The sequence below is a fragment of the Escherichia sp. TW14182 genome, from assembly GCF_000208525.1.
Lineage (GTDB): Bacteria > Pseudomonadota > Gammaproteobacteria > Enterobacterales > Enterobacteriaceae > Escherichia > Escherichia ruysiae.
The window spans coordinates 16,933-29,584 of sequence record NZ_AEJZ01000044.1; the positions used below are offsets into that span (position 1 = coordinate 16,933).

The window sequence follows — 12,652 nt, forward strand, 5'->3', positions numbered from 1 at the left end:
AAAACCCTCCGGCGAACCGGAGGGGAATAAGTTAAGAATAATTATTCGGTTGCCAGCCAGCTTAACGGGATTGCAGCGTACATAGCGGCACAGGTCACCAGGTGTGATTTCCAGGTTTTTTCGTTTGGCGCGTGCGCTTCAGGTTCTTTACCTGGGCCAAAGCCGATCACCGGAATGCCGTGACGACCCATAATGGATACGCCGTTAGTTGAGAAGGTCCACTTATCAACGACCGGCGCTTTGCCAAACAGACCTTCGTAGGCATTCACCAGGGCTTTAACAGTGAAGTGATCTTCTTCCACTTTCCAGGTCGGGAAGTAGCATTCGGTTGGGTAGACCAGGCCAGTCCAGGACGGACGGTCATAGTTGTACATAGAAACGACAGCATTCGCTTTTTGAACTGCTGGCAGGGCGCGGATTTCGTCCAGCGCGCCTTCCCAGGTTTCACCCCAGGTCAGACGACGGTCAATAGAAACTGCGCAGCTGTCTGCTACAGCGCAACGGCTTGGGGAGGTAAAGAAAATTTCAGAAACGGTCAGCGTACCTTTGCCGAGGAATTCGTCATAACCCAGACGTTGGGACAGTTCTTGTAATTCGCCAAGAATCGGTCCCATTTTGAAAATGGCGTTATCACCGCGTTCTGGCGCAGAACCGTGACAGCTAACGCCCTGAACATCAATACGAATTTCCATACGACCGCGCTGACCACGGTATACCTGGCAATCAGTCGGTTCAGTACTGACCACAAATTCCGGGCGAATGCCAGATTGTTCAATAATGTACTGCCAGCACAGACCGTCGCAGTCTTCTTCCTGCACCGTACCGGTAACCAGCAGGGTATATTCATCTTCCAGACCGAGGTCTTTTATGATTTTACCGGCATATACCATAGACGCCATGCCGCCTTCCTGGTCGGAAGTACCGCGACCACCGATCAGCTCATCAGTTTCCATACCTTCGTACGGGTCGAATTCCCAGTTTTTGATGTTGCCAATGCCGACGGTGTCGATGTGAGCATCCATCGCAACCAGACGCGGGCCGTGGCCGATATAACCGAGAACGTTGCCCATCGGGTCGATTTCAACTTTATCGAAACCAACTTTTTCCATCTCTTCTTTAATACGATGCACTACGCGTTTTTCGTCACAGCTTTCACTGGGAATCGCAACCATGTCGCGCAGGAAGCGAGTCATGTCTGCCTGGTAATCCTTTGCTTTTTCAAGAATCAGTTTGAATGGAATATTCTTAGCCATTATTTTTCTCCAGTTTTTTACTCCCCGTTTTGCGGGGAGCTGTTCCAATAGTGTGATTAAGGTGCTACAGAGTGTTTGCCTTCCCAGACAACTTCGCGGTAGTGCTTCACGTCGGTGTCGCCTTCAGTGCTGATAACCAGCACCACGGCATCTTTGTTCAGCGCCAGTTTTTCCATCAGGCTTTGTCGTTGCGGGTGATAATGAACCGCCGCGAGAACGCCCAAACCGACAGCGCCAGATTCACCGGAGATGATTCGAGGATCGTTGCCATACGGATTACCCAGCACGCGCATACCTAATGCGGCAACGCTGTCCTGGCAGGAGATGAATTGAGTGGCGCAGTTACGTAGGATTTCCCAGCCCAGCGGGTTAGGTTCGCCGCAGGCCAGGCCCGCCATGATCGTCGCCATATCGCCGCCAACGTTGACGATGTCGCCTTTGACGCCAGAGCGATAAATACAGTCAGCTTTGTCCGGTTCAACAATAATGCTGTGCAGATTTTGCGGGCTGTAGACATCGACCAGATAACCCAACACACCACCAGCCATCGCGCCGACGCCGGCTTGCAGCAGAACGTGCGTTGGGGTTACGCCCATTTCACGCATTTGCTCGACGGCTTCATCTGCCAGCGTGGCATAGCCCTGCATGATCCAGGTTGGGATTTTGGTGTAGCCTTCCCAGGCGGTATCCTGCACCACCTCCCAGCCGTGCTGCTGTGCGTGTTGCATGGTCAGGCGAACGGTGTCGTCATAGTTCATGTCTGTGACGATGCACTCGGCACCGAGGTTCAGAATGGCGTCAACGCGTTCCTGAGCGGAGCCTTTCGGCATGTAAATCACCGCATTCTGCCCAAGTTGCTGCGCTGCCCATGCGACACCGCGACCGTGGTTGCCGTCGGTGGTGGTCGCAAAGGTCATTTTTTCGCCGATAGCATTTTTCAGGTGTTCAAATGACAGCGTTTCGATATCAAGATGATATTTTTCGCACAGTAACTGAGCGATGGCATACGCACCGCCGAGCATCTTGAAGGCGTTCAGACCGAATCGTTTTGATTCGTCCTTAACGAGAATTTTCTTCACACCAAAAAGGTTTGCGAGATCGTCCAGCGCACAAAGCGGTGTTGGGCGATAGCCAGCAATCTTCTGATGGAACTGGCGCGCCAGTTTTGCCTGGCTTTGCGAAAAGAGCGGTGATGTTTCGCCGTTGAAAAATTTGTTATCGGCGATATCAATCTTCAATGAGAAAACGGACATATCCTATCCTTTTGGCCTCTGTAAATAGAGAGCCGATCTGTCGATCGGCCCGAGGGGTTATTTCACGCGTTCTTGCGCTTCTTTCAGCAGTTGTTCGAGCAGTGCACCCGGTTTGGCGTATTTACGGGACAGGATCATCGCGGCGATGATATAAGGCTTCCAGCTGGCTTCTTTGTAGGTCGCGATACGGTATTTTTCGAATACACCTTCAGTGACTTCACCTTCTTTACAGGATACGCCGCTGATATCGGCCGGCAGGCAGTGCATATACAGGGCTTCGCCATCACGGGTCAGCTCCATCATCTCTTCAGTACAATGCCAGTCTTTGTGTTGCGCGTTCTGCGCCAGGCACTGTTTTTCCAGAGCTTTAAGGCCTTCGTGATCGTTAGCGCGCAGCAGTTCAGTACGCTCTTCCATCACTTTATAAGGTGCCCATGACTTCGGATAAACGATGTCTGCATCTTTAAACGCTTCTTCCATGCTGGTGACCTGACGGAAGCTGCCGCCGGATGCTTTAGCATTGTTTTTCGCCACTTCAACGACATCCGGGATCAGGTCGTAACCTTCCGGATGAGCCAGGGTGACATCCATACCGAAGCGGGTCATCAGACCGATGATGCCTTGCGGTACAGAGAGCGGTTTGCCATAGCTTGGTGAATAGGCCCAGGTCATGGCGATTTTTTTACCTTTCAGGTTTTCCAGCGAACCAAAGTGTTCACGCAACCATGCCAGGTCAGCCATCGACTGCGTTGGGTGGTCGATATCGCATTGCAGGTTCACTAAAGCCGGACGCTGCGGCAGCACGCCCTGTTTGTAACCGTCATCAAGTGCAGCGCCAACTTCACGCATATAGGCGTTACCTGCACCCAGATACATATCGTCACGAATACCGATAGCGTCGGCGCAGAAAGAGATCATATTAGCGGTTTCGCGAACGGTTTCGCCGTGAGCGATTTGTGATTTACCTTCATCAAGGTCTTGCTGTGCCAGACCGAGCAGGTTAAGCGCGGAAGCATAAGAGAAGCGGGTACGAGTAGAGTTGTCGCGGAATACGGAAATACCTAATCCACTATTAAAGACTTTGGTCGAGATGTTTTCAGCACGCAGTGCTTTTAACGCTGCGGCAACGTCCAGTACTTGTTTCAGTTCATCTGGCGTCTGTTCCCACGTTAACAAAAAATCTTTCTCGTGAAGGTGAGAGGTCAGCGAATTGATATCCTTAATCAGCTCATTAACAGTTTTCATCATAAAGTCCCGATAGTGGAATGACAGGCAAAGTGGTTTATTTCACTGTGACTTGCCAAAGTGATTGGTGTTTTCACAGCTATACCTGGGACTAACAATAAGTGTGCCAGAATTATCCACGCGGCTGCGAAAGAGTAATTTGACGGATAATATGTGGGGCTGATCACAAATTAACATTGCACTATAGAGCATAAAAATATACGGAAACGATTGGCTTTTTTTCTGCCGTTATTTATTTGCTGCTAAGTATCATAAATAAGATATAAGGGAGAGGAGAATTGTCGTCAGTTTGATAAATGCAGTCCTGTAATTCTCATATTGATATAGAAATGTGATATCACTTCCATAATTTCATTAGAAAGTGATAAAAATCCTATGTTTTTAGCAAAGCTATATTTGTCTGAGTTAATATCGTCATGACCTGTGAACCATCAACGTCTTCAATGATCGACTTTTAAGTGATTCTGGAAGGTAAAGCTATGGAGCTTGTTACTACGCAGTCAGTATTGATGCAAATTCAACCAACAATTCAGCGTTTTGCCAGAATGCTAGCCAGCGTTTTGCAGCTTGAGGTTGAGATCGTTGATGAAAACTTGTGTCGCGTCGCTGGAACTGGCGCATATGGGAAATTTCTTGGTCGCCAGCTAAGTGGTAATTCACGCTTGCTCCGCTATGTCCTGGAAACCAAAACCGAAAAGGTTGTGACACAGTCTCGCTTCGATCCCCTTTGTGAAGGTTGTGACAGTAAAGAAAATTGTCGTGAAAAGGCATTCCTGGGCACGCCCGTTATTCTGCAGGATCGTTGTGTCGGAGTGATAAGTTTGATTGCTGTTACTCATGAGCAACAAGAACATATCAGTGATAATTTACGCGAATTTTCAGATTACGTTCGCCATATATCTACTATTTTTGTCTCGAAACTTCTGGAAGATCAGGGGCCAGGAGATAATATAAGTAAAATATTCGCTACCATGATCGATAATATGGATCAGGGAGTGTTAGTTATTGATGAAGACAATCGTATTCAGTTTGTTAACCATACTGCATTAAAAACTCTTGGTGTTGCTCAAAATAATATGGTTGGGAAACCTATTCGTTTCAGACCATTAACATTTGAGAGTAATTTTACTCATGGACATATGCAACATATCGTTTCGTGGGATGATAAAAGTGAATTAATCATTGGTCAGTTGCATAACATCCAGGGGCGACAGTTATTTTTGATGGCGTTTCACCAGTCACATACCAGTTTTTCTGTGGCGAACGTTTCTGATGAACCGCATATAGAACAATTAGTGGGTGAATGCCGGGTTATGCGGCAATTAAAACGGCTCATTAGCCGTATCGCGCCCAGCCCATCCAGCGTAATGGTGGTCGGGGAAAGTGGCACCGGTAAAGAAGTTGTCGCTCGTGCAATCCATAAGTTGAGTGGAAGACGGAATAAACCCTTTATTGCTATCAACTGTGCCGCGATCCCGGAGCAGCTTCTGGAAAGTGAGCTGTTCGGTTATGTCAAAGGCGCTTTTACGGGGGCTTCTGCCAACGGAAAAACAGGGCTGATTCAGGCGGCGAATACGGGCACGCTGTTTCTCGATGAAATTGGCGATATGCCATTAATGTTGCAGGCAAAATTGTTACGAGCTATTGAGGCGCGTGAAATTCTGCCGATTGGTGCCAGCAGCCCAATACAGGTCGACATTCGCATCATTTCTGCAACTAACCAGAATTTGGCTCAGTTTATTGCTGAAGGTAAGTTTCGTGAGGATCTCTTCTATCGCCTGAATGTTATTCCGATAACGTTGCCGCCTTTGCGTGAACGTCAGGAAGATATTGAACTGCTGGTGCATTACTTTTTACATCTGCATACCCGTCGTCTGGGGTCGGTTTATCCTGGCATTGCTCCTGATGTTGTTGAGTTGCTGCGTAAGCATTATTGGCCTGGAAACCTGCGAGAGCTAAGCAATTTGATGGAATATCTGGTCAACGTTGTTCCTTCAGGTGAAGTCATTGACAGCACACTCCTGCCGCCCAATCTGGTAAACAACGGCGTGACAGAGCAAAGTGAGAGCCCAGAAGCCAGCGAAGCACATTTGGCACTTGATGATGCTGGTGGTACGGCGCTGGAGGAGATGGAAAAACAGATGATCCGCGAGGCGCTTTCACGTCATAACAGCAAGAAGCAAGTCGCTGATGAACTGGGCATCGGCATTGCTACGCTCTATCGTAAGATTAAAAAATATGAATTGTTAAGCGCGTAACCGCCGTAAATCCGGCCTGCATTCAGGCCGGATTTCGTTTTACTTCGTTTCCTCGCAGTCCAGCACTGTATTCACAATCATCTGATAACCGGTGCAGCGACAAAGATTTCCCGCCAGGCCGCGACGAATTTCCGTAATAGTTAATGGTTTCTCGCGTGGTTTTGCCAGCATTGCCGTGGTGGCCATAATCAACCCGGGCGTACAAAAGCCACACTGTACCGCGCCTGATTTCGCATAAGCCTGTTGTACATGAGAAAGTTTGCCGCCTTTTGCTTCGCCTTCCAGTGTGCGGATCTCTTTTCCTTCAGCCCAGGTGGCAAGGTATAAGCAGCTATCTATCGCGGTGCCATCAACCAGCACAGTACACGCGCCGCATTCTCCAACGCAGCATCCTTGTTTGACGCTAAGTAATCCTTGTTCACGGAGCAGTTCTGAAAGCGGCATACCCGGCGCGGCGCGGAGCTGAAAAGGCATTCCGTTAATGACGCATTCAATGGTAATTGTTTCGCTGTGGTTCATTGCAGTTTTCCCCCTGCCGCAGCGACGGCTTCGCTAATGACTTTTTTGGTCATCGTCTGGATAAGATGCAGACGAAACTCTTTACTCGCACGCCATGAGGAACGCGGGGCGACGTCTTGCAGGACAGACTCGCTGATGGCTTCCAGCGTTTGCAGGTTCAGTGGCGCGTTTTGTGCTGCCTGTTCAGCATGTTGGCAGCGAATCGGCGTTGGAGCGGCAACACCAAATGCCAGGCGTAATTCACTGAAACTTCCATTATCCAGCCGACAATGTGCGGCGCAGCCAATCGTTGAAATATCCATCGCGTCGCGCATGGCATATTTAAAATGCGCGCTACCAGCATGTTCTTTCGGTTGCGGCGGAAAATGAAAGGCGACAAGGATTTCGTCATGCTCAAGAGATACTTTGCCCGGCCCGGTGTGAAAGCCATTTATCGGGACAAAACGAACTCCTCGCGGTGAGTGGATCTCCAGCTTCGCCTCATAAATCAGCGTTGGCGTGGCGGAATCTGCGCTGGTGGCACCGTTGCAAATATTTCCACCGTAGGTAGCGACATTACGGATCTGTGGCCCGGCAATTGACGAAGCCGCAGCACATAACGCCGGAAGATGACGCTGGGTTAACGGATCTTCAATGAGCTGAGTAAATGTCGTCGCGGAGCCGATTCGCAGCGCGCCGTCTTCCTCCAGCGTAATCCCCCGAAGCTCCGCCAGATTGTGGATATCAACAATATGGCGATAACGGTCATTGTGATGGTGGAGCTGAATCAGTACGTCAGTGCCACCGGCGAGCAGTTTTGCCTGCGGATTGTGGGTCAGCAGGTTGATGGCATCGGCAATGGTGGTCGCGCGATGGTAAGAAGCAAAATCAAACATGATGTTATCCTCAAATCAATCCTGCCAGATGGAACTCTTCGTATAACCGTTTTGGCGTCAGCGGCAGTGTATTGATTGCAACACCGGTAGCCATCTTCACCGCGTTACGAATAGCTGCGGCAACAGGAATGATCGGAGGCTCACCCAGTGACTTATGTCCGTATGCGGATTGCGGTTCATTGATTTCGACGAACGCGCTTTCCAGTTGTGGCAGATCTGGCATGGTCGGCATTTTGTAATCCAGCAGATTTGGGTTACGTACCACACCGCTTTTCGCGTCGATGATCATCTCTTCAAATAGCGCCCAGCCAATGCCCATTCCCATCCCGCCGTGTACCTGGCCTTCTGCCAGCAGCGGATTGAGAATATGCCCCGAATCATGAACATTGAGGATGCGGTTGATAGTGACTTTGCACAGCGCGATATCGACCGTCAGATCAACAAAGGTACAGCCAAACGCTGGTGGGTTCGTGGTGGTTTTGATGGAGCTTTCTGCAGAAAGCTGTCCGCCACGCTCGGGATGATAAAACGCATCCATTGCCAGATCTTTTAATGACAACAATGGCTCTTCCGGTCTTTCAACCAGCACGATATGGCCTTTTATCAAGGTTAGATTCATCGCTGACTGATATAGCATGACTGCGGCGTGAGCGATGATTTTCTCTTTCAACAGCAACGCCGCACTGCGCAACGCTGGCGCGGCAACATAGCTCTGCCGTGACGCAAACGCACCGGGGTCGAAGGGTGTAACGTCGGTGTCTTGTGTCGAAATTACGCGGACATCGCTGACCGGGACACCCACGGTTTCCGCCACCATTTGCGAGAACACGGTGTCGGCACCCTGACCGATTTCCGTCGCACCGCTTTGCACGTTGATGGTTCCATCCTGATTCATCAACAGGCGTGCGCCAGCGATTTCTACACCAACAGGCCAGGTGTTAGAGGTGTAGCTAAAACAGGCAACGCCAACGCCTCGCCGTAAATTGCCTTGCTGGTTCTGGCACTCTGCACGGCGTTTTTCCCATTCAAAGATTTCTCGTCCTTTTTCCAGACACTCTGGTAATCCGGCGCTGTAAATACGCTTGCCCGTGAGTGGATTTGCATCGCCTTCACGAGCGGCATTACGTAAACGAATTTCTACTGGGTCTAGTTCCAGCGCAGTAGCGGCGTCATCCAGCATTGATTCGACAGCAAAAACGACTTGCGGTGCACCATAACCGCGCATCGCGCCAGCCGAGGGCAGATTGGTATAGCAGGTCTTTGAACTGTAAGCGTAAGCACAACGAGGATAAAGGTAAGCGACTTTATTACCGCCTGCGGAAGCGATGGAGTGACCGTGAGAGGCGTAAGCGCCGGTGTTGGACAGAACATCCAGACTATAACCTTTCAACGTACCATCACGGTTCACGCCCATTTGCCCATCAATGGTAAAGGCGTGGCGGGTTCGGGTTGCGAGAAAACACTCTTCACGGCTAAGGGAAACTTTCACCGGAATACCACCGAGCTTGCTGGTCAGGAATGCCGCCATTGGCTCTTCCAGCACATCCTGTTTATTACCAAAACCGCCACCGACAAACGGTTTGATGACTCGCACACATGACCAGGGAATATCCAGCGCCTGACCGACAACGCGGCGAACAATGTGCGGGATCTGCGTACTGGAGACGATGGTAATTCGCGAGTCATCCTCCATCCATGCCAGAGAGGTCACACTTTCCATATGGCAATGCTGAATGACCGGTGTCTGATAATGCCCCTCGATCTGGTAATCTGCCGCATCGATTGTTTGCTGGACATTGCCTGTCGACATCATGCTTTGTTTAAGTAAATTGCCGCCGTTATGGATTGGTGCTGCGTCTTCTGCCAGTGCCGCTTCTGGCGTGGTGATAACGGGTAATTCTTGCCACTCGATGCTGACTAGTTGCGCCGCTTTTTCTGCCGTGAGCTCATCGCGGGCTACGACGATGGCAACAGCATCACCATGATGACGAACATGGCGGGTTAACAGTGCGCGATCGGCGGTATCGCGTTTATTTTCGTCAAGAGTCCATGCATGTCCTGCCGTCGCGAATGGGATATCCGGTACATCTTCCCAGGTAAAAATCGCCAGTACGCCCGGCAGGCTTCTGGCTTTTTCATCGTTAATATTTACGGCATAACCATGTGCGATAGGGCTACGTACATATTTTGCGTAACACATGCCTGCCATAACATAATCATCTGTATATCGTGCCCGCCCGGTAACCTTAGCAATGGCATCTACGCGCATACATGATTCACCTGTAGCGGTTGCTTCCCGCGCTTCCATAGAAATCCCCTTGATTTGAACATTTGGTTCTTATGGCAATGATTTAGTCTTTGCAGGCAAGAATTACGCCAGAAACGACTATAAACATGGTGGGAGGAGGGAAGTGTGATGTTGTTAATAAAACGCCAGGGATGATGCGTTTTTATCAGCAAAGCAAGAGAGGGCAGTGTATCAATATGAGTGTGATAAAAATCATTGTGATAAATGAATATTAGGCGACACTCAGGGGGCTCTCTTTTTCGTTATGACGATGTGTAAATGGGGGATCGCTATCCTAATGGATTCATTCACAATTCTTGATTTGTACATCCATTTTCCGAGCAATGGATTGGGTATCTGACAGGTGGCTGCTATGATATAGCGTCTTGTTTTTTGAGCGAGGAAAGATTTTGAGCGCAGGACGCCCGAATAAAAAAACGCTGGGTATCGTGATGCTGTTATCGGCAGGGCTGCTTCTGGCGGGCTGTTCTGGTAGCAAATCATCAGACACAGGAACGTATTCCGGCTCCGTTTACACCGTGAAACGGGGGGATACGCTTTATCGTATTTCACGCACCACGGGAACAAGCGTAAAAGAACTTGCCCGACTCAACGGCATTTCTCCACCCTATACCATCGAAGTTGGTCAAAAGTTGAAGCTTGGTGGGGCAAAAAGTAACCGCAGCTCGAGAAAAAATACAGCCAAATCAACGACGAAAACAGCGTCAGTCACTCCACCGCCAGTGGTTCCGAAATCTTCATGGCCACCCGTCGGACAACGCTGCTGGATATGGCCAGCGAGTGGAAAAGTTATCATGCCTTACTCAATGGCGGATGGCGGCAATAAAGGGATTGATATTGCTGCAGCGCGCGGGACACCAATATATGCAGCTGGCGCCGGCAAGGTTGTGTATGTCGGTAACCAATTACGTGGCTACGGTAATCTCATCATGATTAAACACAGTGAAGATTACATCACTGCCTACGCTCATAACGACACGATGCTGGTAAACAATGGGCAAAATGTTAAGGCTGGGCAAAAGATAGCGACGATGGGCAGTACGGATGCTGAATCCGTGCGGTTACATTTCCAGATTCGTTACCGTGCTACGGCGATTGATCCTTTGCGCTACTTGCCGCCACAGGGCAGCAAACCAAAGTGCTGATGGTGAATTAATCAGCAGTCAGTAGCAAGGCACTTGCTAAGAAGAGCGTAAGGTTTATAATGCCTTACGCATCTCAAAGCGGGCGTAGTTCAATGGTAGAACGAGAGCTTCCCAAGCTCTATACGAGGGTTCGATTCCCTTCGCCCGCTCCAGTTTTTATATCCTCATTTATTTTTCTTTTTTATCGAAACGTTCCATTCTTTTAATGTACTCACATCAGGTATGGCTGAATCAAATAACAATAATCAAAAATAAGTAGAACTTGAGTGCTCCTCGACATCGGCAGTCATAAACGAGTTTGCATTCGTTATACCAGTCGAGGATTATCACGACTCAAGCTACTGCATATTGACTGTTAAAATCGATACTATTGTTAGTTTTTGTCAATTGCTTTAACTTTTGGATGTTATTAATAATAACCAAATGACATTCGTTCTCTGTTCCTTGATAAACGTGTGTACATTTTTTATTCTGCGTTGCAGAAATATATGCATTAATGCATTTTTTTATTACTACAGCTTTATGTATATTAGGCTCAAGTAACAGTGCTTGGTCTATACAAGCAATTGCATCATCAATTCTATCGTTATATATATTTACCAGTGATCGATAATAGTATAAGGCGGCGATATCTAATATTTGTGTCTGCGCATGTTCAAAAAAAATACGTGATGTCGTTGCTTGTCCGGAAAGGCCGGTTATCAATCCCATGATCCCTAAAATCTTTCCATCACAAATAGTTTTATCTGACACCTTATCTATAAATGCTAATGCTTTTTGAGTTGCATCTTTATGCTCGTTCATACCATGAAGAGCCAGGGATATATAGCATTCAGCCAACAGGCAATGACACTCATTTATTAGAGACGGAATATTGTATTTTTTTTTCAGGTGTTCAAATATTGTTATTGCTTTGACAATACTTTCAGGTGTGAACTCATTCAGTGCGTTTTTTCCGTTAGACATTTCTTTTGATAAAATATTGTCATTAAAAGAATCGCGTTGACTGATCATTTCCTGCGCGGCTTTAGGTTTCTTCATAGCCAGATTCAAGTTACTGATTATAAATTGTGATACTTTTTGTATATCATCCGCTTGCAGATGTGTGCTGGCAACAAGATAAAAGCTTTTTGCATCGATCACCTCTACATATAAGCTGTTTGATGCTCCATGTTGGCTAATTCTTCCAGTTATAAAATAATCTGGTTTGAATCTGGCCAGAAAAGCTGTTTGAGATTTATTATCTATACAATACTGGGTTGCCGCCAGTGGGTATATGTAAAGGTCATCATCTTTTTGGTTTGAAATAAGTTGTACAAGATCCTGATTTAGTTTTAATGGATCATGATGACTGTGGGATGTTATAAATGGAAATAAAGCAACAGCACTACCTGCTTTATTATTTTGGTTCCCTTTTATCTTGAAAACTTGCCCACTGAATCGATACCCTTTTCTGTATATGGTTTCTATACAGCGAGTATAGCCGATGCGTTCAAAAATACATCTTAATGAATATATACACCGTGTAAGGGATTCGTCACTTACAATTACATTTTTCCACACGGACTCGATGATCATATCTTTTGATACAACGTTGCCAGATGATTCAAGCAATACAAATAATACGCCAAGCTCTTTCGGAGGTATGTAAGACTGCTCATTCCCTTTTGTAAGAATACCATCTTCTGTAAGTATTATTCCATCAGAAAAATGATATGAAAACTTAATTTCTAAATCCATTAGCTAACCCCTGTGAAATTTATGGTTATTTGCGTCCTGAATTAGTAATAAATATA

Annotated in this window: 9 protein-coding genes and 1 tRNA gene; 3 read left to right on the forward strand and 7 right to left on the reverse strand. The window is 47.7% G+C overall.

The features are described from left to right. Positions 1–41: 41 nt before the first annotated feature. The 3 genes from EQY_RS0104390 to ygeW are packed head-to-tail and all read right to left on the reverse strand — an operon-like array spanning position 42 to position 3,751. A complete protein-coding gene (locus tag EQY_RS0104390) occupies positions 42–1,253 on the reverse strand; it encodes a YgeY family selenium metabolism-linked hydrolase (RefSeq protein ID WP_001107129.1) in 1,212 nt (403 codons plus the stop codon). A gap of 56 nt (positions 1,254–1,309) precedes the next feature. Next, positions 1,310–2,506, reverse strand: a complete 1,197-nt coding sequence (dpaL, locus tag EQY_RS0104395; protein ID WP_000110494.1) for a diaminopropionate ammonia-lyase — start codon at positions 2,504–2,506, stop codon at positions 1,310–1,312. Between the two features lie 57 nt (positions 2,507–2,563). Further along, complete coding sequence (gene ygeW, locus EQY_RS0104400) at positions 2,564–3,751, reverse strand: knotted carbamoyltransferase YgeW (RefSeq protein ID WP_000859787.1); 1,188 nt, start codon at positions 3,749–3,751, stop codon at positions 2,564–2,566. 479 nt (positions 3,752–4,230) lie between these two features. Here ygeW and EQY_RS0104405 point away from each other — a divergent pair, with 479 nt between their 5' ends. Continuing rightward, entirely contained in the window at positions 4,231–6,009 is a 1,779-nt protein-coding gene (locus EQY_RS0104405) for a sigma 54-interacting transcriptional regulator (protein WP_000424615.1), read from the forward strand. A 39-nt stretch (positions 6,010–6,048) separates the two neighbouring features. Here EQY_RS0104405 and xdhC read toward each other — a convergent pair whose 3' ends face one another. Genes xdhC through xdhA form a run of 3 tightly spaced genes read right to left on the reverse strand, consistent with a single transcriptional unit; the run spans position 6,049 to position 9,711 of the window. Then, the gene (xdhC, locus tag EQY_RS0104410; RefSeq protein ID WP_001016617.1) at positions 6,049–6,528 is read right to left on the reverse strand and encodes a xanthine dehydrogenase iron sulfur-binding subunit XdhC; all 480 of its coding nucleotides are present in this window, start codon (positions 6,526–6,528) and stop codon (positions 6,049–6,051) included. Next, positions 6,525–7,403, reverse strand: coding sequence for a xanthine dehydrogenase FAD-binding subunit XdhB (gene xdhB / locus EQY_RS0104415; RefSeq protein ID WP_000459212.1), 879 nt, complete (start codon positions 7,401–7,403; stop codon positions 6,525–6,527). The genes xdhC and xdhB overlap by 4 nt, the downstream gene beginning before the upstream one ends. Before the next feature lie 10 nt (positions 7,404–7,413). Beyond that, positions 7,414–9,711 carry a xanthine dehydrogenase molybdenum-binding subunit XdhA gene (gene xdhA, locus EQY_RS0104420; protein ID WP_000388093.1) on the reverse strand — a complete coding sequence of 766 codons (2,298 nt, stop codon included), beginning with the start codon at positions 9,709–9,711 and terminating at the stop codon, positions 7,414–7,416. A 389-nt stretch (positions 9,712–10,100) separates the two neighbouring features. Between xdhA and actS the strand changes: the two genes are divergently transcribed. Both actS and EQY_RS0104430 read left to right on the forward strand, forming a co-directional pair. After that, positions 10,101–10,856, forward strand: a complete 756-nt coding sequence (gene actS, locus EQY_RS0104425; RefSeq protein WP_010347985.1) for an amidase activator ActS — start codon at positions 10,101–10,103, stop codon at positions 10,854–10,856. 78 nt (positions 10,857–10,934) lie between these two features. Continuing rightward, positions 10,935–11,008: transfer RNA gene (locus tag EQY_RS0104430), tRNA-Gly, on the forward strand. A gap of 181 nt (positions 11,009–11,189) precedes the next feature. Here the strand turns inward: EQY_RS0104430 and EQY_RS0104435 are convergent. Then, positions 11,190–12,596, reverse strand: coding sequence for a winged helix-turn-helix domain-containing protein (locus EQY_RS0104435; protein ID WP_000362639.1), 1,407 nt, complete (start codon positions 12,594–12,596; stop codon positions 11,190–11,192). Positions 12,597–12,652: the final 56 nt, after the last annotated feature.

Bases quoted from the DNA above. Each gene is read 5' to 3' on its own strand.
- EQY_RS0104390 (WP_001107129.1), bottom strand. From the start codon at position 1,253: ATGGCTAAGAATATTCCATTCAAACTGATTCTTGAAAAAGCAAAGGAT.
- dpaL (WP_000110494.1), bottom strand. From the start codon at position 2,506: ATGTCCGTTTTCTCATTGAAGATTGATATCGCCGATAACAAATTTTTC.
- ygeW (WP_000859787.1), bottom strand. From the start codon at position 3,751: ATGAAAACTGTTAATGAGCTGATTAAGGATATCAATTCGCTGACCTCT.
- EQY_RS0104405 (WP_000424615.1), top strand. From the start codon at position 4,231: ATGGAGCTTGTTACTACGCAGTCAGTATTGATGCAAATTCAACCAACA.
- xdhC (WP_001016617.1), bottom strand. From the start codon at position 6,528: ATGAACCACAGCGAAACAATTACCATTGAATGCGTCATTAACGGAATG.
- xdhB (WP_000459212.1), bottom strand. From the start codon at position 7,403: ATGTTTGATTTTGCTTCTTACCATCGCGCGACCACCATTGCCGATGCC.
- xdhA (WP_000388093.1), bottom strand. From the start codon at position 9,711: ATGGAAGCGCGGGAAGCAACCGCTACAGGTGAATCATGTATGCGCGTA.
- EQY_RS0104435 (WP_000362639.1), bottom strand. From the start codon at position 12,596: ATGGATTTAGAAATTAAGTTTTCATATCATTTTTCTGATGGAATAATA.